This window comes from Arthrobacter sp. StoSoilB20 (assembly GCF_019977295.1).
Lineage (GTDB): Bacteria > Actinomycetota > Actinomycetes > Actinomycetales > Micrococcaceae > Arthrobacter > Arthrobacter nicotinovorans_A.
This window is the reverse complement of the sequence record NZ_AP024651.1, coordinates 4,552,098-4,578,096: the sequence shown is the minus strand read 5'-3', so window position 1 is coordinate 4,578,096 and position 25,999 is coordinate 4,552,098. Positions and strand designations below refer to the sequence as shown.

Below are 25,999 nucleotides of genomic sequence, written 5' to 3'. Positions count from 1 at the left end.
ACCACAGCACCATTCTCGATTCGCCCGCACCCTCCGGGGCCGGCCATTCCTGGGATCGGCAACGATTGGATGGAAAGATCACCCACTAAGGGTGAGCGGGGGCCGGTTGGCCGGATGACCGGTGGCTGGGCCGTTGTCCGGTGCGGTCACAAATTCCCCACAACCTTCCCGTTGCGGTGCGCATCAGGAGGTCGGTTACGCTGCTCAAAGCCACACACCACCGCACGTTCCAGGGTCCCAATGACGCACTCTTCCTCCACCAGCCCAACTGCTGACCGCACCCCGGAAACCGCCGATACCCGAGGGCAGGTGCCGGCGCCGGACCGTTCGTCGACGGCGGTGGCCGTAGGGGCGTTTTCCATGGCGGCAATTGTTGGGCTGTTTGCGTTGATCCTGCACACGTTCGCGCAGGACTCGCCCCGGCTTGGTCCCGTGTACGCAGGTTGGCCGGAGGCTGCAGCAGACTCACCGCTCCCGGCGTTGCGTTGGTTCCTGAGTGACATGACCGAGCCCTTGTTCTTCGCGTCGGATCTCGCCGCCCTCGGTCTCCTGGCCGGGGCGGCCGTGGCATGGTTGGCCGCAAAGCGGGGGAGGACCTGGGCGGGTTTGATCAGCTATGGGACGGGCCTCTGGCCGTGGGTGCTCGCGTCGGCGTCGCTGAGTTTGCTCTTGTCCAACCTGGCGTTCGGATGGATGCTCGACGACGGGTGGCAGCCAACGTTCGTGCCATTTGTTTGCGTCGCTCCCGCAATGGTCATTCTGTACGGAGGCGGTTGGAAGACGTGCGTCACCGGTGCAGCGCTGGGAGCAGCCACCACAACGCCCCTGGCTTTGCTGCTCATTCCCGTGGTGTCCGGGCCCCTCGGCTTGCCCGTGGTGGTGGCAAACGTCCTCGCGATGTCCATAGGCTCCGTTGCCTCGTTCATGGTGGCCAGGCGGTTGCCGTGGCTTGGCCTGGGGGAGCCGGACCTGCCCGCCCAGCAGCACCGGCCGCCGTCGAGCGTTCACCGCACTTTCCGCGACAACGCCGGATGGGGCGCGCGACGGGTGCTCAAGGACTTCACCGAAACGCACTTCTTTGCCAACGAAATCGCCGGAGCCGGAGTGATTCTGGCCGTGGCAGTGGCGTTCGTGCTGAACCCGGGGTTGCCGTCCTACGGTTCGCAGCTGTTGCCCCACATACTGTTCGCCCAGGCGCTGACCTCGGGAATCGGCGTCGTTCTCTGGCTGCGCTGGTACCGCGACGGCGGGTGGGCGGCAACGTATGCGTCGGTAGTGTCCGTTGCCCCTGCCGCCGTGCTGGCCTACGGGGGCTCGTGGTCCTCGGTGGTCGGTGGGGCCGTGCTGGGAGCCGTCCTTGCGCCGCCGATCGCCCGGGTGGTTTCAGCCAGGCTGCCTGCCGGTTTTCACCCGGTGATCGGAAACACCGCCGCCATGGCAGTGTCGACGGCGGTTGCCTTGCCATTGCTTGGGCTGCTGCCCCACTAGGGCCTGGGGGGTCTTAGTCGGCGACGCTGGTCTCAGTCGGTGGCGCGGGTCTCAGTCGGCGGCGAGCAACGCCTGGGGGGCTGCCTGCTTCATCCTGGTTTGCAGCCAGCGGAGCTGAACCTGCGTCTCCTGGTGGCATTCCTTAACAATGGTGAGCAGTTCCTGGTCGCGAAGGGCCGAACCCGCTTGGTGGATCATGGTCCAGGTGACGTCCACCAGGCTGGCCAACAGATACAGGTCCTGCAGATCGCGGAGCATTCCAACGGGTCCGCTCCGCGTCCCGGACAAGCCTTCGGCGTGGAGCCGCTCCGGTTCGTCATCCGAGGTTCCTTCGCCGTAGCGCTCAACCACGGGCAGCAGGAGCTCCTGGTGGTGGTCGCACTGTTTGGCGAGGCTCTGACACAGGAAATGGATATCAGGTTCCGCGCCGTGGCCGGAGGAAACCTGCCGGAAGGATTCTGCGAGGGTACGTTCGCCCTGGTGAAGGAGCCCTAGATAGAGGTGAAGGTTCACAGCGGCCCTCCTGCGGGACGTGAAGCTGTGGTGTTCGGTGCAGGGGCCGGGCCGTTTCCGCTTCGAATTTTCTCCACGTTCACTGCCGCATTCTTGAAGATCGGTTGTTTGGATACGGGGTCCCACTCGGTGATGGTGAGCTCGTTCGCGGCTGTTGCGTGCGGTTGGCCGGCGCCATCCTGCGAGGAATCCCAGTAACCGTAGTGGAAGGGGGCGAAGATCGTTCCTTGGCGGACGCCGCTGACGCGGACCGGCGCCTCGATCATGCCTCGTCGTGACGTTACCCGGACAATATCGCCTTCCGAGATGCCAAGCGCTGTGGCGTCCCCGACCGACAACTCCACCCACATCCGCGGGGCGGCAGCGTTCAGCTGCCGTGAACGCGCCGTCTTGGTGCGGGTGTGGAAATGGTAGGCGGTTCGTCCTGTGGTGAAACGGAGGGGGTAGTCATGGTCGGGTTCTTCATGTGGTGGGTGATACTCCGTGGTCTTTAACCAGGCGCGGCCGGAGGGTGCATCGGCGCGGTACTTTTCTTCCCCGACCTCGGCTCCCGTCAGGAGGTCATGGCCATAGTTTTCGCAGTAGTCCGGGTCGCTGGGGAAACGGGCGTCGCCATAAAGGCGGGTGGTTCCTTCAGGATGCTGGTCGTTGCATGGCCAGGGGATGCCGCTTCCACCGCGGAGCTTGCCATAGCTCAGGCCGGTGTAGTCGCACGGCCGTCCAGATGAGCATTCCTTCCAGGCCTCAAAGGCTTCCTCCGGCCCCTGCCACGTCAGCAGCGGATCGCCGTCCAGCGTGGTGAAGCCCATGCGCCGGGAATAGTCCAGGAAGATATCCAAATCGCTGCGCGCGTTTCCGGGAGGTTCCACGGCCTTCTCGGAGAGGTGGACCACCCGGGAGGCATTGGTGAAGGTTCCGGTTTTTTCGCCCCATGCCGCGGCAGGAAGGACGACGTCGGCCAGCTCGGCCGTCTCTGTCAGGTAAAGGTCCTGAACCACCAGGAACAATTCCGGCTTGGCCAGGATCTCCCTGATCCGGTGAAGCTCCGGCAGCGATACTGCGGGATTGGTTGCCGAAACCCAGAGGAAGTTGATGGAGCCTTGCTCGGCATAGCGGAAGATTTGCATCGCATGGGTGGGTGGTGCCCAATGCGGAATGATCGCAGGGTCCACGTTCCAAAGGGCTGCCAGTTCCTCGATGTGGTCCTGGTTTCCCCAGTTACGGAAGCCCGGCAGGTCGCCGTCGGCCCCGCATTCCCTGTTGTTCTGGGCGGTTGGCTGCCCGTTCATCTGAAGCAGGCCCGCACCCGGCCGGCCGAGCATGCCGCGCAGCAGGTGCAGGTTGTTGACCTGGCAGGACGAGGCCGTGGCCTGGGAGGACTGGTAGAAACCCTGAAGGACGGTGGACAGCACGTTGGTGGAGGTTCCGAAGATGCGCGCCGCTGCCCGGATGTCGTCTGCATTGACTCCACACACCTCGGCCGCGGCCTCCGGAGTCCATTCCTCCACAGTCTTCGCCAGTTCCGGGAACCCCAGGGTGTGCTGGTTGATGTACGCGGAATCGTGCCATCCGTTATGCAGGACTTCGCGGACCAGGGCGTGCATCAGGGCCAGGTTGGTCCCCGGGCGGACGGCCAGGTGCACATCCGCGTGACGGGCCACCTCGGTGTTCCGGGGGTCCACGCATACCAGCTTCGGCGGGGTGGGACCCTCGAGCCGGTCCAGGATCCTTGACCAGAGGACGGTTTGGGTCTCAGGCATGTTGTGGCCGTACAGGAAAACCGCATCGCAGCTGTCGATGTCTTCGTACGCCCCCGGCTGGCCATCAGCCCCGAAGGTCTCCTTGAGTGCTGTCGCCGCGGTTGCAGTGCAGAGGCGGGTGTTGCCGTCCATGTGGGGCGTTCCGATGCCGGCCTTACCGATCACGGCCAAGGCGTAGTACTCCTCGAGGAACAGTTGGCCGCTGGTGTAGAAACCGTGGCTAAGGGGTCCTTTGTCTTTCAGGAGCTTGGCGCTCCGGTTCGCGATCCGGGTCATCGCCGTGTCCCAATCTGTTTCCACCAGGCGCCCATTTTCGCGGATGAGGGGTTGGGTCAGGCGGTCTTTATTGGCTACGCCCTGCCAGCTGGCGAACAGCCCCTTGGGGCCGAGCCGCCCCTTGTTGACCCTGTCCTGCGTCCGGCCACGGATTCCCACCATCACGCCGTCCTTGACCGCAATATCGCACCCGCAACCGTTGCTGCAGAGCACGCAGGCGGACTGAACCCAATGATCGACGTCGGCTTCTGTCAGGTCGCCGGCGAGGGCGATGTCCGCGCGTTCCGGCCACTCGCCTCCACCCGGGAACGGGGTTCGGGTCCCCCAGATATCGGCGATGCGATCCACCATGGTTCCACCTCTTTGCTTGCTGTACTGCCTACTCCAGAATTATCAGCATGCTTAGCATTCGTCCAGTGGCTACGGTGCTTTATCCGCTGGCTACGGCGCTTAATCCGGTGGGATGGTGGGATTGTGGCCCCGGTCAGCCGCCAACGTGATGGATCGTGAAGGCGCTCAGGAACCCGACGGCGGCCGTCAACCCTGTGAGGTTGTGGTGTTCTTCAAACGCCTCGGGAATCATGGTGTCCGCAAGCATGGCCAGGATCCCACCGGCAGCAATGGCGGTAATGAAGGCAATGACGCTCTCCGGGGCGTTCTCCAGTGCCGTGTAGCCGATCAAGGCGGCCAGCCCACTGAAAACTGCGATGGCAATCCAGGTGCCAAAAACATACGCCGGTTTCCGCCCGGCCCTCTTCATGCCGGCAGTACTGGACAGGCCCTCGGGAACGTTTGAAATGAAGACAGCGGCGAGCATGGCCGGGCTGACCGCGCCCCCGGCGAGGAGCCCGACACCAAGAACCACAGATTCGGGGATGCCGTCAATCAGCGCCCCAATGGCGATGGCAGTTCCACTGCCGGGGCTGTCCTTCTCGGATGGCTGCGTGCCGCCGGATCGCTTCCTGTGCTTAGCTCCGGCGCGTGCCAACAGAACGTTCGAGCCCACAAAGATCAAGGCACCCATAAGGAACCCAAGGACAGTAGGGATCAGCCCGCCCCCTTGGACAGCTTCGTCCACCAGCTCGAAGGCCAGGGCGGAGATCAGCACACCCGCACCGAAAGCCATTACCGTGGAGACAATCTTGGGCGGTACTTTCCACAGCCAGGCGATGCCGGCCCCGAGGACCAAGGCGCCACCCGCCAGCGTTCCCCACAACAAAGCCTGCAGCCACATCGGCATTTTGTCCCTTTCCACGGCTTCTACGGCCATTCACATGCATCAAGCAGTGTTTCACACGGGGTTGGTGGGGTTTGGGGAGTCTTGAGTTTTTCCTGAGGAAGTGTTGCGGGTTTGCAGGATTTGTTCTTGATCCTGCCCCGGCACAGTAGTTCTTGTCAGCCAGTCAGGCAGACACCAAAGAACAGGCCGGCCGGTCCCACGGTGGCCCACCGAAAGGACACTGATTCCCATGGCCATCAGCCTCAAGACCACCTCCGGCAAGATCCTCGCTTCCGTCGCACTGGTCGGCACCGCAGCCGCTGTCGCCGGGATGGGCACCTACGGTGCCTTCACCTCCTCGACCTCCGCCTCCCAGGCCGTCACCGCCGGCACCGTCACCATCGCCCTGGGCACCGGAGCCGCGAACACCCTCAACGTCCCGGTCACCGGCATGCTCCCCGGAGACAAAGCCGAAAAACTCGTCACCCTGGCCAACACCGGCAACTCCGACCTGAACAACGTCACCCTCACCACCTCCGCCGGCGCCACCGCCTCCCTGCTGACCACCGACCCCACCAACGGCCTGCAACTGAGCATCGAGAACTGCTCCGTGGCCTGGACCGGTACCGCAGCGCCCTACACCTGCGCCGGAACCAAAACCACCGTCCTGGCCAACGGCCCGGTCATCACAGCGAACAAGGTCCTGAACAACCTGACCTCCCTGACCTCCACCAAAACCGACAACCTCAAAGTCACCACCACCCTGCCCGCCACCGCGGACAACACCTTCCAAGGCGCCACCTCCACCCTCGCCTTCTCCTTCACCGGCACCCAACGCACCGAAACCACCAAATAACACCCACCAGTAACACCAAGAACACCCAGCAACCCCCGCCGGGTCTGATCGGATTCACTACCCCAGCCCGATCAGCCCCGGCCGCGGGGGTGGACTTTTCCAGAGTTCGGGCATGGCCTGCGGTGCCATAGCCCGCAGCGTCTGAGGCCTCAAGTGTCCGAGCCTGCAGCGTCGGAGCCTACGTCGTGGGAGTCCCCAGCTGTCAGATCCGCAGCGTCGGAGGCCCCAAGTGTCCGCGCTCCCAGCGTCAGAGCCCCAGCGCCGCCAGCGTCAGAGCCCGCAGAGTCTGAGGCCTCAAGTGTCCGAGCCTGCAGGGTCGGAGCCGCCAGCGTCCGCACCCCCGGCGCCCTAAAGCCTCGGTGACCGCCGCCAGAGAAACACCACCAAGCCCCGCCGGGCCTGGTCGGGCGCCCCCCTGCCCGATCAGGTCCGCCGGTATTTTTCGTTGGTCCCTTGTATTCCTGAGCCAGACTTGAGTATTTTCCGCAGGAAAGCCTGAGCGGGGCCAGACAGACTCATCTACAGACTCCTCGAGAGAAGTCGAACAATCCCCGAAAGGAACGCCAGGACATGAGCACCCTCACCAGCATCAACGGACCAGCCCTCCATGGCCGGCGTTCCGCCGTGAAGAGCACCCTGGCCGGGGTCGAGAACCAGCCCGCCGCCGTCGCCGTCGTCCCTTGCGCCCCTGAGGCTGCCCCTGTGAAGCAGGCCGCAGCAGACGCACCGACACTAACGCCGGCCGCTGTGCAGCAGTCCGCGGCGGCCACACCGAACACCAGCACTGCCGGCACGTTCCGTCGCGTCGCCGGTAAAACAGCCCGGGGAATCGGCGCCGGCATGCTGGTCCTCGCCGCCCTCGTGTTCCTGTTCCTCGCCATCGGCCCCCGCGTCCTGGGCTACCAAACCTCCACCATGCTCACCGGCTCCATGGCACCCATGATCAACCCCGGCGACATCGTCGTCACCGTCCCAACCCCCATCACGGACATCAAAACAGGCGACGTCATCACCTACCACATCCCGGTCGAAGACCAACGCGTGGAAACCCACCGCATCACCGAAATCACCCCCACAGCCGACGGCGGCACAGCAGTCCAAACCAAAGGCGACGCCAACAACGGCATCGACCCCTGGATCGCCACCCTCCAAGGAACCACCGTGGACAAACACGTCGCCACCATCCCCGGAGTCGGCAACGCCATCCGCACCCTGCGCCAACCCATCGTCATGAACATCCTGATGTACGGCGCACCCAGCATCCTGGTCATCGGAATGCTCGCCTCCATCTGGACCAAAAACCCCACCAAGACAGCACCGGAAGGTGCTGCAGAGCCCAAGGCAGCAAGTAGTGAGTGACCTGACGGGGAGACACGGTGAACAGGGCCGGACGTCGTCGGAATCTCTCCTGGAGACCTGCAAATTGCAAGCTTTGGCTGAGGAATTGGGCGACTCCGCGCCGGCCGTCAGTTTCCTGTCCACATACCTGGGTATGCTGCCCGGCAGGATCCTCAGAATTTCCAACGGACTGTGCCTGCATGATGCCGATGCCAGCATGGACGCGGTGCTGAGCCTTAAGATTTCCTCCGCCATGGTGGGGGCTGTGGAGACAGAAAACCAGTGCCGTGCCATTGAGTCGATGATCCGTGACGATCACTTTGATTCAGCGGTTCTGGCACTCCCGGCCCTTCAGAACTCCACAGACCACTGCTTCGCGGCAGGTCCGAAATTGCTCGTGAAGGTGCAGGAGTCTTTGTGCAAAGGTCCTGGGAACTTGAGCCGGGGGTAATCCCCGGGATGAGAAGGGCTAGTGGCGGGCCGGTACGGAGTTGTCGGCGGCCTTGATTTCATGCGGCACCAGGAAGAGTGCTGCCACCGCGAGCAGGCCGGCGGCAGCAAACACATAGAAACCTGCAGGGTAGGCGATGTTCGCGGCCACCAACGTCCCGGTCACTGCAGGACCAACGATTGCTCCCAACCTGCCAACTCCTGCAGCGAAGCCCAAGGCAGTCCCCCGAAGCCTTGCAGGGAACAGTTGGCTGACCCAGGCATACACCAGCACCTGGGAGCTGAAGACGAAGACCCCCGTTACGAAGACGGCGGTGTTGAGCAGGAATTCGTTCTGGATCTTCACGCTGAGGATGGCCAGCAGGACCGCCGACAATCCGAACCACACGAGCACGATCTTCTTGGTCCCATGCTTATCGGCCAGGAATCCGGCGATGAACAGTCCGGCGACTGCGCCCACATTCAGGACCAGCAACAGCGTCAGGCCGGTGCTCACGGGATACCCGGCAGCCGCCATCAGTTGCGGCAGCCAGGTATTGAGCCCGTAGACCAGCAAAAGCCCCATGAACGATGCGATGCCAATGCCGACCGCCACCATTGGATAGGGCTTCTGCAAGAGGTCGCGGAAGCCGGTCTTTGGCTTGGGGCCTGCTGAATGTTCGACGGCGGCTGCTGCCTCCGGGTCCGCGTCCGCCTTGGCGGGAGCTGCTTCCGGGAGCGATTCCGGCAGCTTGGCCCATAGGAAGGGCAAAAGTACAAGCCCAGCCACGCCGCCGATGATGAACATGAGCCGCCAATTGGGAACAATAAAGATGGCCAGCAGGGCAGTTGCTACAGCACCGACGTGGTAGCCGGTCATCGTGCGGGTTGTTGATTTTCCTGCCGAGCCCGCCGGGGCGTAGTCGTTCATGTAGGCCAAGGCCGCCGGAAGGCATGCGCCCAATCCCAGGCCGGCGAGCAACCGGAGCAGGGAGAACACGGCAACATTCGGCGCGAAGGCGACGCCGATGGTGAACACCGAGAAGCCGGCCACACAGGCGATCAGGAGCTTGCGGCGCCCGAGCTTATCCGACAGCGGGGCGATAAAGAGTGCTCCAAGACCCACGCCGACCAAGGAGATGGTGGCGGCGAAGGTTGCTCCAACCGCGTCGAAACCCAGCTCGCCTGTCTTGATGAGTGTGGGGATCACGGTTCCGAGGACCACGAGGTCGAAGCCGTCCAGCACCATGGCAAGCCAGCAAAGCCAAACAGGCCATTGGGAACGGCGGGCAGATGGCATCGTTGGCATAGCGTCCTCAGTACTTCTTTGTTCACTCTGGCTTGTTGATTCCTGGCCAAAGAACGTTCGGTCGGTCATGAGAGTTGTATCACCGCGCGATGTTGCGTGGCACACGTTCTACCATTGAATGGAAGGTGTCCACCGGTGCGCTGTAGCACCGGTCGGGAAGCAAAGGAGCGCGTCGTGGCCAACTCAGCATCGGGAGATTCCGTGGTTGACCGCGTAGTGCGGGTGATCGAGGCTTTCCCGGAGGGAGTGACCTCGCTGCAATTAACCGAGCTGGCCGAACGGTCCGGGCTCCCACTGTCCTCGGCTCATCGGCTGGTCCGCCAACTCTCCGAGCACAGGCTGTTGGACCTTGGTGCTGGCGGGACGGTGCGCCTTGGCCTCCGTTTATGGGAACTGGTCAACAGGAATTCGCCCACCTTGGCCCTGCGCCAAGCCGCAATGCCCTTCATGGAGGATATCCAGCAGGTTCTGAACCAGAACGTAAACCTGGCAGTGCTCGACGGCTGGGAAGCGCTCTTCGTGGAACGGCTCTCACGGCGAGGATCGGTTGCCAACCGGGCGAAAATTGCGGGAAGGATGCCTGTCCATATCTCCTCGGCAGGGCTCGCCCTGATGTCGCACCAGACCCGCGAGCTTCAGGCGGAGTACCTCGAGCAGTTCCAGGACCCTTCCGGAAAGGTGACGGCCGACGTCGTGCGTCACTTCGTGGCCGAAGCGGCCCAACAGGGGTATGCGCAACTCGCGGGCGTGGTAGATCCCGATACGTGGGGCATTGCCGTTCCGGTCATGGACGGGAAGCGTCGCACGGTAGCGGCCCTTGGTGTTGTTGTCCCGCTGGCAGAGATGCGGCTCCAGGCGCTGGTCCCCGCGCTCCAAACGGCAGCCCGCGGAATCGGACGGCGACTCGGCGAGTGATCCCGATTCCGTTCAACGGAATCAATGTAACGCCAGTCACCCGATGCGGGCCACACTGATCCCAGACTCATCCCGCTTCCGAGCAAGCCGGGATACGCAACGAAGCGAGGAACAACCATGGCACGCACACCCATCACAACCCAAGTGGCCATCATGGGCGCAGGCCCTGCAGGCCTCATGCTCTCCCATTTGCTGGCCCAACAAGGCATCGAATCGGTAGTGGTGGAAATCCGCAGCCGCAAGGACATCCAGGAAACGGTCCGAGCCGGAATTCTTGAGCACGGCACCGTAAACCTGCTGGTTGATTCCGGGGTTTCGGACCGGGTGCTGCGCGAAGGCGACCGCCACGACGGCATCGAGCTGCGCTTCAACGGTGAGAGCCATCGCATCAATTTCAAGGAACTCGTGGGCGAATCCGTCTGGTTGTACCCGCAAACTGACGTGTTCATGGATCTCGCCGCAAAGCGGGAGGCCGACGGCGGCGACGTCCGGTACAGCGTCACGGACACCACAGTTCACGACCTTGAAGGGAAACCGAAGGTTTGGTTCACGGACGAGGACGGCCAGGAATTCGAGATCCAGGCAGACTTCCTCGTGGGTGCCGACGGATCCCGCAGCCACTGCCGCTTCCAGATCCCGGAAGCCAACCGCAAGTGGTACTTCCACGAATACCCGTTCGCGTGGTTCGGGATCCTCGCCGAGGCCCCCCGCAGTGCCGATGAACTGATCTACGCCAACTCCGAAAACGGCTTTGCCCTGATCAGCCAGCGCACCGAAACCGTGCAGCGCATGTATTTCCAGTGCGATCCCAAGGAAAACGTGGCTGACTGGGACGACGAGCGCATCTGGACTGAGTTCCGCAAACGCGTCAACGGCAACGGGTTCGAACTTAAGGAAGGTCCCGTCCTGGAGAAGATGGTCCTGCCCTTCCGCAGCTTCGTCCACACTCCGATGCGGCACGGCAACCTCTTCCTGGCCGGCGACGCAGCCCACACTGTTCCGCCCACGGGAGCCAAGGGACTCAACCTGGCCATCCACGACGTCAAGATGCTTTTCGAGGGCCTCGATTCCTTCTACTCCAACGGTTCCACCGCTTTGCTTGACTCTTACAGCGACCGCGCGTTGGACCGGGTGTGGAAGGCCCAGCACTTCTCATACTGGATGACGTCCATGCTGCACACTGTGCCGGGAGCCGACGACTTCGACCGGGCCCGCCAACTCGGCGAACTGCACTCCGTGGTCACATCCGAACATGCCAAGGCGTACCTCGCGGAGTCCTACACGGGCTGGCCGGCCTCGCGCTAAGCCGGCAGTTGGGTCATCGCGCCGCGCCGCGGTGCATGCCGGCCACCATGATTCCCCGCCAGTGCCAGTATCAGTACCGCTAACAGCGTCAGCGTCAGCGTCAGCGCCAGTGCCAGTATCAGTACCGCTAACAGCGTCAGCGCCAGTGCCAGTATCAGTACCGCGAACAGCGCCAGCGCTAGTGCCAGTACCAGTACCGCGAACAGCTCCAGCGCCAGTGCCAGTACCGCGAACAGCGCCAGCGCCAGTGCCAGTATCAGTACCGCTAACAGCGTCAGCGCCAGTGCAGTACCAGTACCGCGAACAGCGCCAGTGCCAGTGCCAGTGCCGCTGCTGGTGGTTGTTCTATGGGTGGTTAGGTTCGTTGGGGTGTGTGGTGGTGGTTGCGTCGGGGTTTTTGTTGGGGGTCGATGTGGGGTGGGGGGATGAACCAGGGGACGCCGGTTTTCATGTCGATCCGCCATTGTTCTTTGTGGATGAGGTGGTGGTGGTGGCTGCAGAGGAGGGTGCCGTTGTGTGTTGAGGTGGTGCCGCCGTGGGACCAGTAGGTGGTGTGGTGGGCTTCGCACCAGGGTGCTGGCATGGTGCAGTCGGGGAAGGCGCAGCCGCCGTCGCGGGCGGTGATGGCTTTGCGGATGTGGGGTGGGAAGATCCGGGTGGTGCGGCCGATGTCCAGGATGCGTCCTTCGCTGCCGAGCAGGACGGGGATGATGTCGGCGTCGCAGGCTATTTTGCGGATGGTGTTGGGGTGGATGGGTCCGGCGAACGTGCCTGTGCCTGTGCCGGAGCCCGCGCCTAAACCGGTGCCGGTGCTGGTGCTGGTTTGGTGGGTGAGTTGATCGAAGAGTTCGTTGTAGTCGATGGTGACGGTGAGTTGGGGTCGGAGTCCGCCGTCGGAGGGTAGTTTCGCGGCCGTCATGGCGAGGTTGCAGGCGCCGGTGAGGCCGTCCAGGAGTTTCTGCGCCCGGGAGCGCCGGTCAAGGTCAGGGCCGCCGCCGGCGACCGTGCTGCTGTTGTTCACCGTATTGGTGGTGCCCGTCTTGGCCGCGTTGTCAGCATCAGCGGCCATGACCGTGCCGGCGACTGTGGTGGTCAGCCGTGGGTTGGTGGCGGTGTTCATGGTGGTGGTGAGGGTTTCGTATTGTTCGGTGGTGGCGAAGATTTCGATGTGGTGCAGGCCGTAGCGGCGTCGGCGGCGCAGGAACGCGCCTTGGTGTTGGCGGAGGACTTCTTCGGAAGGTTCGGGTCCGTCTTGGTCGATGCGGTCGGTCCAGCGTTTGGCCATTTTGGTGACGAAGTCCGGGTCGGACTCGACTGCGGTTTTGGTGAGGGCGTGTTCCATCCGGGTGATGGTGGCGTCGTCGGTGAGGTTCCGGACTTTGTCCAGGGCGCTGCTGATGATGGTCGCTGACCGGGACGGCAGTTCTCCGGTGGCCAGGGCTTCGGCCAGGATCCCGCGTCGGGCCGGGATGTCCTGGCCGGTCATGCCGGGTTGGGGGAGGACATCCGGGGCGAGGGCAAGTCTGCGCCGGGCCTCGCCGATCCCGACCCGCAACCGTGCCCGCAAGAACTCAGCCGCGTTCCGGTACCCGTCATCCAAGACACCGGCCGATCCCGCAACACCTGCCTCGGACCCTGCTTTCGCTCCGGTCTCGATGCTGCCAGCGTGAGCGCTGCCAGCCTGAGCGCTGCTGGTTCCCGTCCAGGACTGGGAAGCCGCTGCGCCCTCAGGCCTCTGCTCCGTCACCGGCACCGGCTCGACCCAGCCCGTCCGCCATTCCGTCGCTGCCGACAACGCCCCCGGACTCGACTGCTGCGCTGCCGTCCGCGTCCGCTCCACGGCATGGGCGGCGATAACTTGGACATACTCCAGGACGCGGGCGATTTCCTCCACTCTGCCAGCGAAGTCAGCGGCTTCAGTAAACCCAAACAGCCGTGACTCATCGACTGCCATGGAACGCAATGCATCCGCGGCGGCAGCACCTTCAAGAAGTGTTGCTTCCCATGCCGGAACATCAGTCCACGGCGTCCCCGCGGGTACTTTCCCGGGCATCGGGTCCCGCACTTCTCCGCGCATGGGCGCCTCGGGCGCCGGTCTCGCCGTCGCGGGCAGTGGCTCAAGCGGCGGAATCAGCCCGGTATTGCGGGAGGTATCCACTTGGGTGACCATCGGCGTCGGGCGTTGGCGTGCTGTAGTTGGGGCGGTCGTGTCGAAGGAGAACGGCGGGATTAACGATGGCACCTCGCCGTCGCCGGGCGAACCTGCCCGTCGCTCCACGATCTGCCCTGTGTCCTCCATAAATCAAGCCTGTCACGGCAGCCCAACAGCCTGAATCCCCCATTCGCCCTATGTGGAAAACCGCACCACTACCCATGTTGTTGAGGGCGGCAGGAGCGCGAGGACCTACCGTAGCAACATGACTGTAGAACCAAGTCAAAAACCACCCGTCCGTCAGTTGCGCCTTGTCGTGGAGGCTGATGACTACCAAGCGGCTTTGGCATTTTTCCGGGACGGCCTTGGCCTCACCGAGCAGGCTGCCTTCGAGGGGGATGGGGACGCCAGGGTCACCATTTTGGATGCGGGTCGTGCAACTTTGGAGATCGCCAACCGTGCACAGGTGCGGATGATCGACCAGGTTGAGGCCGACGGCTTGCCCAGCGCCAAGCTCCGGATCGCTTTCGAAGTGGATGATTCAGCCGCGACCACCAAAGAGCTGGTCGAAGCAGGAGGTACCTTGATTGCGGAACCCAGGGAAACCCCGTGGAAGTCGCTGAACTCCCGGCTGGAAGCACCTGAAGGGCTTCAAGTAACTGTGTTTCAGGAGCTCGAACCCCGGCAATAGCCGGACTCAACCCGGCAATAGCCGGACTCAACCCGGCATAGCCGGACTCAGCCGGACTCAACCCGACTCCAACTCCCCGCCATAGCCGGACCCAAACCCGACTCAACCACCGACGCCCGTTCGGTGGTCAATGCCCGCTTGGTCGACCTTCCGGTGGAAGCGCATGCCCGCCTTTCCGCCGAGGATGGCGCCGACGAGGGGGACGAGCAGGGCAATGACCAATCCGATAATGCCACTCGCTGTCATCAGGCTTCCGTCGAGGGGAATATGGGGTGCGCCGTTGAGGTCGTCGAGGATGTTGAACCGGCTGCCCGCCACCGCCGCTAGGATCGCCACGATTATGGCGACGATAATGCCCCACAACCAGACGGCGAGCCCTTGCTTCGCTCCGTCAAAGCGCGCCATGCGACCAGCAACATAGCCGCCACAGTAGTAGGCCAGGAACAGGACTATGGCCAGTACGATTCCACTGGCCACGCCGAGGGTTTCGGGGTTCTGCCGTGCTTGGTCCGCTGCCTGTTCGGCACCTGACGGGTTCGCCGCTCCTACGCCTACTCCTATCGCCGCAGCCAGTGCGCTGAGCAGGACGGTCATCCCAATCGCCGTAAGCCAGCCAAAGAAGGCCGAGCCCCATTTGATGCCGCCAAAGCGTTCTTTTTCCGCTTGGACGACGTCGTTCCTGCGGGCTTTGGGGGTGCTTGATCCGGTGTCGTATGCGTCAGCCATGTCAGCTCCTGGTCCGGGTGCCTGAACTTTGGTACATCAAGCAAAACACCTCCTTCCAGCAGAAAGCAAGGATGCTTACTAAATTCCTGGACCGGCAAAAGAATGTCGATGCGGCCGCCCCCGAAAGGCCCCACCTGCCGGGTGATACGCCGGAAACGTGGCAAGCGCACGACGGCGGAAGGTCGCCGTCGTGCGCTTGTCACCTTTGGCTCGGACCGCCGCAGTTGAGGTCAGGGCTGTTGCGACGCCGCCGCGGTCGGTTCGAGGTCGGCAAGGGTGAGCAGATGGCCCGGGGCTTCGGGGAACGGTGCCGTGGAGGCCAGTGCCAAATCCGGCCCGACGTGAATCAGTTCGCCGGATTCCATGGGACGCCAGCCAGGGTTGCCGTCCATTGGCTCCGTGGCGAAGAGGACGTGCGGGGACCGGGAGAGGTCAGTGCTGCGAGAGTGGATCCGCTTGCTCCGTGCGTCCAGTGGTGATGCCGCGGGGCCACGTTCCAGTACATACAACGGGTGGGTTTCCGGGTATCTGAGGGCCCACATGTCCGTTGCCGTGGTGAGGATGAAGTTGAGGCTGAAGACCGGCAACTCGCGGGCCACCCAAGCAACGGCCTCCGTGATGCCCGCGCCTACGTTACCCCCGGCACGGCGTGTCTCCGCTGTGATCAGCGCAAAGAGGCGTTCGCTGTCCGATTGTCCCTGCACGAGGTTGGACACGCCGAGTTCCGCAAGGCGCTGCTCGAGGTGAGGGAGGCCGTGAAGGACGCCGTTATGCGCAAACAGGCGGCCGTCCTGCTCGAAGGGATGGGTGTTGACCATGGTCAGCGCGCCCGTGCTGGCATACCGCACGTGGGCCAGGAATGTGGTGCTTTTCAGGTCCCGTGCTTCGCGCGCGAAAGCGTGATCCTCCCAAGCGGCCAAGGGCTGCTTGGCTACGTGGGCCTTGCCCTCGGCGTCGAAGGTGCCGATCCCGGCGCCGTCGGGCTCCCGCTGGCTTTGCACCGAGAGGCTGTCCGGGGCCTCCAACAACCAGAACGTGGCCCGCACGGGCCGGGGGCCGGCGTGGAGACCGAAGAGACGGCACATGGGCAACTGCCCTTCCCGGGGTTAGTGGTGGAAGCCTTCGGATTGTTTGTCCGTGGGCATTGGTGCTGTGAGGCTGTCGAGGTAGTCCACTTCCTTTTTGAGGTCGGCCAGGAAACTGGAGGCAAGGTCCCGTGTGAAACCGTTGCGGACCACGATCCTCTGCACGGTCACATCACTTAGTCCGTCAGGCAGGGGGTAGGCGGGGACCAGCCAGCCGTTCATCCGCAGCCGCTCGGACAAGTGATGGAGGTTCCAATGCTTTGTGTAGCCGTCGCTGAGTTGCCAGGCAAACACCGGAATGTCGGACCCATCGCTCCACAGGGTGAAGGCGTCCATGGCTCCGATTTCATGGGAAAGGTACAGGGCCACATCGCGTGAGGTGGCTTGGACGGACCTGTAGCCGGCAAAGCCGAGACGCAGGAAAAGGTAGTACTGCAGCAAAACCTGGGCGCCGGGCCGGGAGAAGTTCAAGGCGAACGTGGGCATATCCCCGCCGAGATAGCTGACGTGGAAGATCAGGTCGTCGGGAAGGGCCGCAGCATCCCGCCAGACCACCCACCCGAGGCCGGGATACACGAGCCCATACTTGTGGCCGGATGTGTTGATCGAAGCCACGCGGGGCAGCCGGAAGTCCCACATGATCTCCGGTTGAAGGAACGGGGCCACCATCGCTCCCGAGGCTCCGTCCACGTGGATGGGAATGTCCAGGCCGCGGCGGGCCTGAATATCATCCAACGCCTCCGAAATCAGCTGCACGGGCTCGTACTTGCCCGTATAGGTCACTCCCAGGATGGCTACGACCCCGATGGTGTTTTCGTCCACGTACTTGTCCAGATCGTGGCCATCCAGAGTGGGGTGATCGGTGGAGACCGGCACGAACCGGGGTTCGACGTCCCAGTAATTGCAAAATTTCTCCCAGCACACCTGCACTGCCGAACTGAGGATCAGATTGGGCTTCTCCGTGGATTGCCCCGCGGCCCGCCGGGCATGCTGCCATCGTCGCTTCAACGCCAGGCCGCCCAGCATGCAGGCCTCCGAGGATCCGATGGTGGAGGTTCCGATGCTCTTCTCCGGATCCGGCGCGTTCCACAGGTCTGCGAGCATCCGCCAGCACCGGGTCTCAATCAGCGCCGTTTGTGGGTACTCATCTTTGTCGATCATGTTCTTATCGAACGTTTCGGCGTAGAGCGTGGATGCTTCGGTCTCCATCCACGTACCGACGAACGTCGCCAAATTCAGGCGTGAGTTGCCGTCCAGCATCGCTTCGTCGTGGACTACCTGGTACGCCGTAGCCGGCAGCGATTCGGCTTCCGGCAGGGTAAAGCGCGGAAAGATGGTGGACTCTCCCGGCCGGCTGAACAGGGGATTAAGTTCGACGGCGGTGTCCGGCTCATGCTGTGACGTTCTGTGGGATCTGCTCATGGGGCAACTCCTTGCGGATCGTCCGCTCGTGGCGGGGGCAACTTTCCTCGGCTCACGCTACCCGGGACGGGCCAGCTTCCCAAGGCATGTGGAAAGACGTAAGAAACGCGCTCGACGGCGGCAGGTTGCCGTCGAGCGTTTTCCGCTTCGTCATCCGCAGATGAGGGCTTGCCAGCGAACACTAAGCATGCTTACTTTATTGATGTTCCTTAAAGCCGGCAGGTTGAAAACGTTCCCTGTTCCGGCGACCGGAAACCATGCCTGGTGATGCAGCCCGCTTGGCAATCCACAGTAAGAGAACCGCATTCCAAGGAGACATCATGCTCGCGAGGGAAAACATCGACCGTCTTATGGGCCTCAATGGGAACGTCCGCACCACAGAAGGTGACAAAGTGGGCTCCATTGGCACGTTCTACACCGACGACGACACGGGCGAACCCACCTGGGTGACCGTCAAGACCGGACTTTTTGGCAGTTCGGAATCGTTCATACCGCTCCAGGACGCCGCCGTGGAAGGTGACGACGTGGTGGTTCCGTTCAGCAAGGACCACATCAAGGACGCTCCCCGCGTTGCGGAAGATGGCCACCTTGATCCGGGGGAGGAAAACCGCCTCTACCAGCACTACGGCCTGGAGGGCAGGCACGACTACAGCGGTCACGGCGACGATCTGCGCACCGGTACCACCACTGATCGTGACCCGAATTTCGCCGGGACGGTAGGCACCCGCGACCAAATGGGTACCCAGGACACCCTCGGCACCAGGGACGCGATGGACACTGGCGGCACCTACCGCGGCGAGGGTGGCAGGAACGACGACGACGACGCCATGACCCGCTCGGAAGAGAGGCTCAACGTAGGCACCGAAAAGCAGGCCGCCGGCCGGGCCCGCCTGCGCAAATACATCACCACCGAGAACGTCACCACCACGGTCCCCGTGCAGCGCGAGGAAGTCCGGGTGGAGCGTGAGCCCATCACTGACGCGAACGCAGGGGACGCCATGTCCGGCCCGGACCTGACCGAGAGTGAGCACGAAGTCACCCTTCACGAGGAAAGGCCGGTGGTGGACAAGGAGACCGTTCCGGTGGAGCGGGTCCGACTCGAAAAGGACACTGTGACCGATGATGTCCGGGTGGACGAGGAAGTCCGGAAGGAGCGGATCGAAACCGAGGGCACCAACGCGGACGACATCCGCCGGTAGAGCCTGTTGTGCGGCCCGCCCTGTTCTCCAAGCGCCCGGCCTGCGCCCGGACAAGGTCACAAGCCCGGACGAGGACGAAAGCCCGGACGAGGACGCAGGGCGGGCCGCTCACCCCAAATTTTGCTATCGCAAAAGCACTGGCGATGGGACGATTTTCTTATGGCCGAACAAGAGAAGGACTGGCCCGATATGGCCTCCGCAGCAGCGACAGAGGACAGGGGAGACCCCACAACCCAGCAGCTCAGGACTGTGGGGCAGCGCCGTCGGGAGGCCGAACGGAAGTTGGACCTCCACTTGGAAGAAGCGCGCCACAAAGGTGAAAAGGGGTACCCGCCCGCTACCGAAGGCGGGGATCACTCCGGAGGGTAGCGCCGCTGGAGTGCCCGGGGTGTTTGCCGTGAGCCAGTGGGGTGTCGCTCTTGTGCGCCTCTCCCTGATGCAGCTGCAGCGCGCTGTGAATGAGGGGGAAATGGCTGAAGGCCTGGGGCGTGTTGCCCAGTTGCCGCTGTGCCCGCGGATCCCATTCCTCGCTCAGCAAACCGACGTCGTTGCGCAGCGTGAGCAGCCGCTCAAAGAGCTCGGTTGCTTCCTGGGAACGCCCGATGCCGAGCAGCGCATCCACCAGCCAGAACGAGCACGCCAGGAAGACGCCTTCATCGCCCGGCAGGCCGTCGTGCCCGGATTGGGTCCGGTAGCGCAGCACCAGGCCGTCATCGGTGAGGGCATCCTGGATGGCATCCACAGTCCCGGAAACCCGGGGGTGCTTGTGCGGAAGGAAGCCCACGCGGGGGATCAGGAGCAGGCTGGCGTCCAGTTCCTTGCTGCCGTAAGCCTGTACGAACGTGTTGAGGTCCTCATCGAACCCCTTGGTCATGACGTCGTTGTGGATTTCGCTGCGGAGTGCCGCCCAGCGGTCATGTGGGCCGGGCAGCCCGGAGCTCCGCACTCCCTTGACCATGCGGTCCGCAGCCACCCAGGCCATGACCTTTGAGTGGGTGAAATGCTGCCTCGGTCCACGCATCTCCCAGAGCCCGTTGTCGGGCTGGTCCCATGCCCCTTCGAGGTACTCCATGAGGGCCACCTGGATGTCCCAGGAATTATCCACCGTACCGTCGTGAAAAGCGGCCCGGGTCAGGGACAGCCCGTCCAGGACCTCGCCCCACACATCGAGTTGCAGCTGGGGAGCTGCCGCATTTCCCGTGCGTACGGGAAGTGACCCTTCATAACCGGAAAGCCACGGGATGTCTGCCTCGGGAAGTCTCCGGGCGCCGTCGAGCCCGTACACAATCTGAAGTTCCGACGGGTCGCCGGCGATAGCGCGCAGCAGCCAGTCCCGCCACGCAGAGGCTTCTTCGGTGTACCCGGCGGCGAGCAGCGATTGCAGGGTCAAGGTGGCATCGCGCAGCCAGCAGTAGCGGTAGTCCCAGTTTCGCGGGCCGCCGACCTGTTCCGGCAGGGACGTGGTGGCCGCCGCCACGATGCCGCCTGTTGGCGCATAGGTGAGGGCTTTGAGGGTAATCAAGGACCGCTCAACCGGCTCCTTGTATTTGCCTGCTATTTCACTGCGGCCGATCCACTCCAGCCAGAATGATTCCGTGACGGTCAGGGCCCGGAAGGGGTCGATCCGTCGCGGTTCCCGCTCATGGCTCGGTGCCCAACGCAGCACAAACGGAACACGATCGCCTGCCTTGACCGTGAATTCGCTGTAAGTACGTTTGTCCCGTCCTTGGAGGGGCGCATGGGTGGTCAGATAGGCCGAGTCGGGGCCGGCTACGGCGCTGATGCCGTGCTTGCTGTGCCGGACCCATGGCACCACCCGGCCGTAGTCGAAGCGCAGGACAAGCTCCAACTGCATGGCCACTTCGCCCGAAATTCCCTCCACGATCCGCACCAGGTCCACGGCGTCGTCCCGGACCGGCATGAAGTCAATGACCCGGACCGCTCCGCCATCCACTTCCCATTCGGTCTCCAGGATCAGTGTGTCTTCGCGGTATTGGCGCCGGGTGCAGGTGGCTCCCTCGGGGATTCCTGCGGGGGCGAGGAGCCAGCGGCCGGCGTCGGGATTGTGCAGCAAGGACGCGAAGCAGGCCGGGGAGTCGAACCGTGGCAGGCACATCCAGTCAATGGATCCGCTTCGCCCCACCAATGCAGCGGTGTTCAGGTCCCCGATAATCGCGTAGTCCTCAATCCTGGCCATGGATCAGATCCTAGTCGGCCTCACCCGCCGGACGGCTGAGGCCGTCCGGGATGCGGTCCGGACCGAACGCTGTACCGGCACCAAAGCCGGAACCAGGTTCAAGGACACGCTCGTGCGCAGCAGGGTTCCGACGCTGGGATTCGCGGCACCCTGTTCCACGTTGATGATCATGCGGCGACTCACGCCGGCGGCTTCGGCCAGTTGATCGAGTGTTCATCCGCGGGTTTGGCGCTCTTGTTTCACCCGGGCGCCGATGGCCAGGGACAGGGTGTTGGTGCTTTCATCCATTAGTGCAAAGACTGCACTGAGAGTGCACTATTGCTGTGGGGATGAAATGTACCCTAGCCCGAGGCTCCCGCGGCGTGCTACCACTGACCATAGGACCAAACCCCCGAGGAGAAACCGTGGCCCAAGACCTGCCTGTCCTTGTTGTTGGTGCCACCGGGTTCCTGGGCGGCCAGGTGGTGGACGAGCTCCTCAAGCGGGGAAAGAGCGTCCGCGCCTTGGTGAGGCCCAAGTCCAATGCCGCCAAGCTTGAAGCCAAAGGTGTCGCGATCGCCCGGGGAGACATGCTGGACGCCGCCTCTTTGATCGCTGCCATGACCGGTGTTTCCGCGGTCATCTCGACAGCGGCCGGATATACGAGGAACGACAAGAACGCCAAGGAAATCGACACCTTCGGCAACAGCAACCTTGCAGTCGCCGCCAAGTCTGCAGGCGTCCCCCGCTTTGTGCTGACCAGCATTGTCACCAGTGACCAGACCCCGCAGATCCCCCACTTTTGGAACAAAAAACTGGCTGAGGACAAGCTCCAGGAGCTCGGCGTTCCCTTCGTGGCGCTCCGGCCTGGCGCCTTCTTTGACCAAGCGGTGGGCATGGGCGGTGACCCTTTCGCGAAGGGGCGTCTTGTATGGCTCGGTTCCAAGGAGGCCCGGCTGACCTTTGTCCTGGCCAGTGACGTGGCGCGATACCTCGCCGAGGCCGTCGACGCCGACATCGTTGAGGGTGAGCGCATCGACATCGGCTGGAGCCGGCCCGTCAGTATCCAGGAAGCTGCAGGCATCGCCTCCCAGCGGGCCGGCAAGCCGGTCAAAGTGATGACCGTTCCCGCGGGCGCCATTGCCGGGCTGGGCAAGGTCACAGCAAAAGTCCTCCCCTTGGTGGGGGACATGGCAAGTATGGTGGCGTGGTTCGAAACCGGGAAGTACGTTGCGGACACCAGCCGCCAGGAGCAGGTCTTCGGGCCTGCGCCAACGCCGGAGGATGCGATCGGCAGGGTGGCCGCGCGTTACGGTCGCTGACGGGCAGCCCGCCACTGACGGGCGCTCCCGCTGCCGACGGGCGCTCCCGCTGCCGACGGGTGTTTTCCCTGCTGACGGTCGCTTCCGTCGCCGACGGGCGGCCCGCCGGAAGAGTTCAAATTGCTGGCAGGAGTACCCATTCATAAGTATGCTGACTGTATAGATTCGGCCGAAGACCCCTGACCACGCGCCGAACGTATACGAGGAGCACGTTATGAGAATTGGTTCTTCCATTGCCCTGATCGCCATCGGAGCTATTCTGGCTTTCGCGCTCGCCCCCGGACTCATCCCCTTCCTGGACCAGGTCCTGGTGGGTTACATCCTGATGGTGGTCGGTGTTATCGGCCTCATCATCTCCATCGCCATGTCCAACAGGACGCGTCGCACTGTTGTTGAACGCCGAGGCGACCCCCACACCGTCGTCGAACGTCGCCCGGAGGTCTAAGCAGCCGCCGCAAAACGCAAGAAAGCGCACGACGCCGGGTGGCCGCCGTCGTGCGCTTTCTTGCGTTAAGGGGTCATTGCGTAAGTTCCGGGCTCCTTGCGTGACGGAATGGTCCGAAGGCGTCCGCTTCGGCCCGGGCTTCCTGCCGGCGAACGGCGCGTCGGGCATTAGGCTGCTGCTATGGAGAAGTCATTCGACATTGAACTTGTCAATCAGAACGAGTACCTGGTCCGGTGGGCCTCGGAAGGCCAAACCGGGGAATCCCTGGTCCACACCAACCCGGATTTCCTGTCCGAGGCAGGCCTGGGTGGCTTCGACGAGCAGCGTGTGGTTGAAGAAACTACGTCATTCCTGGCGGAGCACCAGCCCGTGATCGACTTCCCCCAGACGGTTGACTTGGAAGAAATTGCTGCGGCTTACACGGACTACGCCGAGCAGTTGAAGGCGCGCTTGGAAGCCAGCTAACTTCCCTTCCTGAGGTGCGGGGCGTCCGGATTCAGGCGCCCACCCTCACCGGCAGTGGATTGTGCTCAGCAGCGGGTTGTTGCCGCAAGCGGACAGCCTGAATCACGACGCCCAAGGCGGCGAAAACCAGGAGAGTTCCGCCGTAAGCCTGGAGTGTCGGGACGAGCCCCCATGCGGGTACCAGCAAGCCTGCGATGACAACCGGGATGCTGAAGGCAAGGTAGGCGGCGGTGTAGATGCCTGCGAAAACACCGGCACGTTGCCGGGGCTCAACCAGGGGCGCAATCAGGCGAAGTTGGCCGCCGAAGGAGCCGCCAAAACCAACGCCTCCAAGCACGGCGCCAATCCAGATGGCAGGCAGCCATGGGGCGCTGATCCCGATCAGGACCACGACGATTCCGGCGAGGATCAGGGACACTCCTGCCAGGGTGCTGTGCCGGGCGGGATGCCGGGTGAAGTAGAAGCCCGCAGCAGCGGCAGCGAACGGACCCAGGAACGCAGTGAAGCCTGCCACGAGGCCTCCGTCCAGCCCGAATTGGAGCCGGAGCAATGCCGGGGAGAGTCCCAAAAACAGGGCCGGGAACATCCAGCCCGCGATGTGCACCGGAAGGCCTGCGCCAAATTCGCGGCGAATCGACGCCGGCAGGCTGAGTCGGGGGACGAGTGAACGCAAAGCACCCGGTTTGGCAGCCACTGTTTCCGCGGTGAAGCTCACGTATGCGATGGCCGCGACCATGATGACCGCAAGGATCGCGAAGATCAAGGTATTGGCGTCCGGCGTGAATTGGACGGCGGCGCCGGTGACGAGGGCTCCCAGGCCCAGTCCGCCTGCCACGGATGCGGCTGCAAGCCCCCCGGCGATCTTCTTGCGGTTCGCCGGAGCGTGTTCAGTGATGGCTGCGTTGAAAGCGGAAGTGGCCAGTCCGGTGGCAAGGCCCTGAGCCGCTCGAGCGATGATCACCCACGTGATGTTGGGGGCCATGATGAAGACGATCATGGAAAGCAGTTCGCCGGAGAGGGCGATCAGCATCACCGGACGCCTTCCAAGATGATCCGACAATGTGCCCCCGATGAGGAGGGCAACCAAGAGCCCGATCGCGTAGATGGAGAAGGCAATGGTCAGTGCGGAGGCCGAAAAGCCCCACTCCTGTTGGCGCAGGGAGAGCAGCGGCGTCGGTGCTCCGGCTGCGAAAAAGAATGCTGCAAACACTGCTGCGAGCCCGACGAACGAGGATTTTGAAGGGGTGGAACGAGGCAACGGGGGCTCCTTGGACAGGACGGTCTAATAACCCCAGTTAGACAGGTCTGTTCAATAAAGTCAAGAATTTTTAGACAGATCTGTCTGATAGGCTGTTTGCATGTCCGCAACCAAGGTTCCAGCACGACAACGACTCCTCGATGCCGCAGACAAGTTGTTCTACTCCGAGGGCGTCCACACTGTGGGGATTGACCGGGTCATCGAAGAAGCCGGTGTGGCCAAGGGCTCGTTGTTCTACAACTTTTCCGGCAAGGACGAGCTCATAGCCGCTTACCTGGCGGGCCGGGACCAGCGCCGGCGGGACCGAATTGCCCGGTTCCAGCAAGGGTTGGACAAGCCGGTGGATAAGCTGCTGGCCATTTTCGAGGCACTCGAGGAAGCCGTTGCCGAGCCAGGCTACAAGGGTTGCCCATTCGCCAATGCCAACGCAGAAGCCCGTCCGGGCAGCGTTGAGTCCACCGCGTTGCGCACCTTCCGCGATTGGCTGGCCAATGCCATGGTCTCGCTCTGCGAGGAGGAAGGCTTCGCGCGCCCGGAGGATGTCTCCGCCCGGCTTTGCCTCCTCTATGACGGGGCAGTCGCCGGCTCCAACCTCGACGCACAGCCCCAGGCGGTTTCCGTAGCGAAAGAATTGGCGGCAATGGTGCTGGAGGCATCCCCGCGCCGCTGAAAAGGGCCGCACACAAACAGCAAGGGCCGTGAACCTCCTCGAGGATCACGGCCCTTGCCTGTGGCTTAGCGAACCCAGTCGCTATTTACTGAAGCCCACTGAAGCCTACTGAAGCGCCGGCTACTTGATCAGGGCAGCGGCCTGGTCCATCATGGCGCCGGCATTGGCGACGCCCGTGGCCTCAGCGCCCTTGCCGGATGCAGTAGCGGAGATCAGGACGCCGTCTTTGATGGCGTAGGCCATGTAGGTGGTCTGCGACGCACCGCTGGCCGATGACATGGCCGTCTTGTATCCGACCGTTCCCGGGACCGTGCTGATGCCCTCAAATTTTTCGGTGGCCACGTTCATGGATTGGCCGGACATGGACAGGGTCATCTTGGCGCACTTGTTGGCTTGGGCGCTGCTCTTGTCGATGCTCTCCTGCAGTTTCTGGACGTCAACGCCTGATGTCAGGGTCACCATGGTCATCACTTCGGATTCAGCGTCGAGGTCTGCGCCGGCAGCCGTTGTTGACCCCTCAAGGACCTCTGATCCGCCCAGGGTTCCAAGGTCCTTACATTCGGCCGGTTCCACAGTGAACATGCTCAGGAGTGCCTTCATCGGATTTTCCTGGGAGAGCTCATCACTGGAGGCAACGGTCAATTCCTTGCCCGAAGGGCTCTTGACCTGCTTGACCAGTGCCATGAGCTCGTCATTGGTGTACTGCTTGGCTGTGGCCGGAGCCTGCGATGGGGACGCATCCTGCGTGGCCGACCCAGCTGACCCAGTGGATCCCGTGGACCCGCCGCATCCGGTCAATGCCATCATCACCAGTGCCGAAATTCCGACGCTATGCAGCGCAAACTTTTTCACTTCATTCCCCCCAAGGGTGCTTCATGTCCAGGCTGAGTGGTCCTCAGTCGAGACAACACTATCGGTGATTGGCTTTCATGCCAGGCATCCCGTGCGAGGTGTCAGCACGAGGCCTATGACAACCGCGC

At 63.2% G+C, this 25,999-nt stretch carries 25 protein-coding genes; 13 read left to right on the top strand and 12 right to left on the bottom strand.

The window, feature by feature from the left end:
- The first annotated feature begins 240 nt into the window (after window positions 1–240).
- Window positions 241–1,488, top strand: a complete 1,248-nt coding sequence (locus LDN85_RS20905) for a hypothetical protein (protein ID WP_223944125.1) — start codon at window positions 241–243, stop codon at window positions 1,486–1,488.
- Between the two features lie 51 nt (window positions 1,489–1,539).
- Here LDN85_RS20905 and LDN85_RS20900 read toward each other — a convergent pair whose 3' ends face one another.
- The 3 genes from LDN85_RS20900 to LDN85_RS20890 form a co-directional block, all read right to left on the bottom strand.
- On the bottom strand, window positions 1,540–2,001 hold the full coding sequence (locus LDN85_RS20900; RefSeq protein ID WP_223944122.1) for a hypothetical protein: 462 nt from the start codon (window positions 1,999–2,001) through the stop codon (window positions 1,540–1,542).
- Complete coding sequence (locus LDN85_RS20895) at window positions 1,998–4,388, bottom strand: nitrate reductase (protein WP_223944120.1); 2,391 nt, start codon at window positions 4,386–4,388, stop codon at window positions 1,998–2,000. The genes LDN85_RS20900 and LDN85_RS20895 overlap by 4 nt, the downstream gene beginning before the upstream one ends.
- A 133-nt stretch (window positions 4,389–4,521) precedes the next feature.
- Window positions 4,522–5,277: a ZIP family zinc transporter gene (locus LDN85_RS20890; RefSeq protein WP_026548601.1), complete on the bottom strand. Its 756-nt coding sequence runs from the start codon at window positions 5,275–5,277 to the stop codon at window positions 4,522–4,524.
- A gap of 229 nt (window positions 5,278–5,506) precedes the next feature.
- Here LDN85_RS20890 and LDN85_RS20885 point away from each other — a divergent pair, with 229 nt between their 5' ends.
- The 3 genes from LDN85_RS20885 (at window position 5,507) to LDN85_RS20875 (ending at window position 7,901) form a co-directional block, all read left to right on the top strand.
- Entirely contained in the window at window positions 5,507–6,112 is a 606-nt protein-coding gene (locus LDN85_RS20885; protein WP_223944119.1) for a TasA family protein, read from the top strand.
- Between the two features lie 570 nt (window positions 6,113–6,682).
- The gene (locus LDN85_RS20880; RefSeq protein ID WP_223944117.1) at window positions 6,683–7,471 is read left to right on the top strand and encodes a signal peptidase I; all 789 of its coding nucleotides are present in this window, start codon (window positions 6,683–6,685) and stop codon (window positions 7,469–7,471) included.
- Between the two features lie 73 nt (window positions 7,472–7,544).
- Window positions 7,545–7,901, top strand: coding sequence for an Hpt domain-containing protein (locus tag LDN85_RS20875; protein WP_223944115.1), 357 nt, complete (start codon window positions 7,545–7,547; stop codon window positions 7,899–7,901).
- Window positions 7,902–7,919: 18 nt separating this feature from the next.
- Here the strand turns inward: LDN85_RS20875 and LDN85_RS20870 are convergent, their stop codons facing one another.
- The gene (locus LDN85_RS20870; protein ID WP_223944113.1) at window positions 7,920–9,188 is read right to left on the bottom strand and encodes an aromatic acid/H+ symport family MFS transporter; all 1,269 of its coding nucleotides are present in this window, start codon (window positions 9,186–9,188) and stop codon (window positions 7,920–7,922) included.
- A gap of 174 nt (window positions 9,189–9,362) precedes the next feature.
- Here LDN85_RS20870 and LDN85_RS20865 point away from each other — a divergent pair, with 174 nt between their 5' ends.
- On the top strand, window positions 9,363–10,103 hold the full coding sequence (locus LDN85_RS20865; protein ID WP_223944111.1) for an IclR family transcriptional regulator: 741 nt from the start codon (window positions 9,363–9,365) through the stop codon (window positions 10,101–10,103).
- A 117-nt stretch (window positions 10,104–10,220) separates the two neighbouring features.
- Window positions 10,221–11,408, top strand: coding sequence for a 4-hydroxybenzoate 3-monooxygenase (locus LDN85_RS20860; RefSeq protein ID WP_223944109.1), 1,188 nt, complete (start codon window positions 10,221–10,223; stop codon window positions 11,406–11,408).
- Between the two features lie 355 nt (window positions 11,409–11,763).
- Here LDN85_RS20860 and LDN85_RS20855 read toward each other — a convergent pair whose 3' ends face one another.
- Window positions 11,764–13,707 (bottom strand): HNH endonuclease signature motif containing protein, encoded by a 1,944-nt coding sequence (locus LDN85_RS20855; protein WP_223944107.1) that lies wholly within the window; start codon window positions 13,705–13,707, stop codon window positions 11,764–11,766.
- Window positions 13,708–13,825: 118 nt separating this feature from the next.
- Here LDN85_RS20855 and LDN85_RS20850 point away from each other — a divergent pair, with 118 nt between their 5' ends.
- Window positions 13,826–14,251 (top strand): VOC family protein, encoded by a 426-nt coding sequence (locus tag LDN85_RS20850; protein WP_026543100.1) that lies wholly within the window; start codon window positions 13,826–13,828, stop codon window positions 14,249–14,251.
- 102 nt (window positions 14,252–14,353) lie between these two features.
- On the opposite strand, the gene LDN85_RS20845 is transcribed toward LDN85_RS20850, so the two are convergent.
- The 3 genes from LDN85_RS20845 to LDN85_RS20835 all read right to left on the bottom strand — a co-directional run bounded on the left by LDN85_RS20845 (window position 14,354) and on the right by LDN85_RS20835 (window position 17,484).
- On the bottom strand, window positions 14,354–14,977 hold the full coding sequence (locus tag LDN85_RS20845; RefSeq protein ID WP_223944105.1) for a hypothetical protein: 624 nt from the start codon (window positions 14,975–14,977) through the stop codon (window positions 14,354–14,356).
- Between the two features lie 230 nt (window positions 14,978–15,207).
- On the bottom strand, window positions 15,208–16,062 hold the full coding sequence (locus tag LDN85_RS20840; protein WP_223944104.1) for a class II glutamine amidotransferase: 855 nt from the start codon (window positions 16,060–16,062) through the stop codon (window positions 15,208–15,210).
- A 21-nt stretch (window positions 16,063–16,083) separates the two neighbouring features.
- Window positions 16,084–17,484, bottom strand: coding sequence for a glutamate decarboxylase (locus LDN85_RS20835; protein ID WP_026548549.1), 1,401 nt, complete (start codon window positions 17,482–17,484; stop codon window positions 16,084–16,086).
- A 320-nt stretch (window positions 17,485–17,804) separates the two neighbouring features.
- Between LDN85_RS20835 and LDN85_RS20830 the strand changes: the two genes are divergently transcribed.
- Together LDN85_RS20830 and LDN85_RS20825 are read left to right on the top strand one after the other, a co-directional pair.
- On the top strand, window positions 17,805–18,683 hold the full coding sequence (locus LDN85_RS20830) for a PRC and DUF2382 domain-containing protein (RefSeq protein WP_223944102.1): 879 nt from the start codon (window positions 17,805–17,807) through the stop codon (window positions 18,681–18,683).
- A gap of 159 nt (window positions 18,684–18,842) precedes the next feature.
- Window positions 18,843–19,052, top strand: coding sequence for a hypothetical protein (locus LDN85_RS20825; RefSeq protein WP_081733660.1), 210 nt, complete (start codon window positions 18,843–18,845; stop codon window positions 19,050–19,052).
- On the opposite strand, the gene LDN85_RS20820 is transcribed toward LDN85_RS20825, so the two are convergent.
- Window positions 19,021–20,880, bottom strand: a complete 1,860-nt coding sequence (locus LDN85_RS20820) for a glycoside hydrolase family 15 protein (RefSeq protein WP_223944100.1) — start codon at window positions 20,878–20,880, stop codon at window positions 19,021–19,023. The two genes, LDN85_RS20825 and LDN85_RS20820, sit on opposite strands and share 32 nt — an antisense overlap.
- A gap of 3 nt (window positions 20,881–20,883) precedes the next feature.
- On the bottom strand, window positions 20,884–21,051 hold the full coding sequence (locus LDN85_RS22030) for a hypothetical protein (protein ID WP_346347053.1): 168 nt from the start codon (window positions 21,049–21,051) through the stop codon (window positions 20,884–20,886).
- A gap of 233 nt (window positions 21,052–21,284) precedes the next feature.
- On the opposite strand from LDN85_RS22030, the gene LDN85_RS20810 reads away from it, so the two are divergent.
- The 3 genes from LDN85_RS20810 to LDN85_RS20800 all read left to right on the top strand — a co-directional run bounded on the left by LDN85_RS20810 (window position 21,285) and on the right by LDN85_RS20800 (window position 23,091).
- Window positions 21,285–22,181, top strand: coding sequence for an SDR family oxidoreductase (locus LDN85_RS20810; RefSeq protein ID WP_223944099.1), 897 nt, complete (start codon window positions 21,285–21,287; stop codon window positions 22,179–22,181).
- A 214-nt stretch (window positions 22,182–22,395) separates the two neighbouring features.
- Window positions 22,396–22,626, top strand: coding sequence for a DUF6458 family protein (locus tag LDN85_RS20805; protein ID WP_026543092.1), 231 nt, complete (start codon window positions 22,396–22,398; stop codon window positions 22,624–22,626).
- A 180-nt stretch (window positions 22,627–22,806) separates the two neighbouring features.
- Window positions 22,807–23,091 (top strand): hypothetical protein, encoded by a 285-nt coding sequence (locus LDN85_RS20800; RefSeq protein WP_026548546.1) that lies wholly within the window; start codon window positions 22,807–22,809, stop codon window positions 23,089–23,091.
- Window positions 23,092–23,122: 31 nt separating this feature from the next.
- Here LDN85_RS20800 and LDN85_RS20795 read toward each other — a convergent pair whose 3' ends face one another.
- Window positions 23,123–24,349 carry an MFS transporter gene (locus LDN85_RS20795; protein ID WP_223944097.1) on the bottom strand — a complete coding sequence of 409 codons (1,227 nt, stop codon included), beginning with the start codon at window positions 24,347–24,349 and terminating at the stop codon, window positions 23,123–23,125.
- Between the two features lie 100 nt (window positions 24,350–24,449).
- Here LDN85_RS20795 and LDN85_RS20790 point away from each other — a divergent pair, with 100 nt between their 5' ends.
- Window positions 24,450–25,019: a TetR/AcrR family transcriptional regulator gene (locus LDN85_RS20790; protein ID WP_223944095.1), complete on the top strand. Its 570-nt coding sequence runs from the start codon at window positions 24,450–24,452 to the stop codon at window positions 25,017–25,019.
- A gap of 120 nt (window positions 25,020–25,139) precedes the next feature.
- On the opposite strand, the gene LDN85_RS20785 is transcribed toward LDN85_RS20790, so the two are convergent.
- Window positions 25,140–25,871, bottom strand: a complete 732-nt coding sequence (locus LDN85_RS20785; protein ID WP_223944094.1) for a hypothetical protein — start codon at window positions 25,869–25,871, stop codon at window positions 25,140–25,142.
- Window positions 25,872–25,999 lie beyond the last annotated feature (128 nt).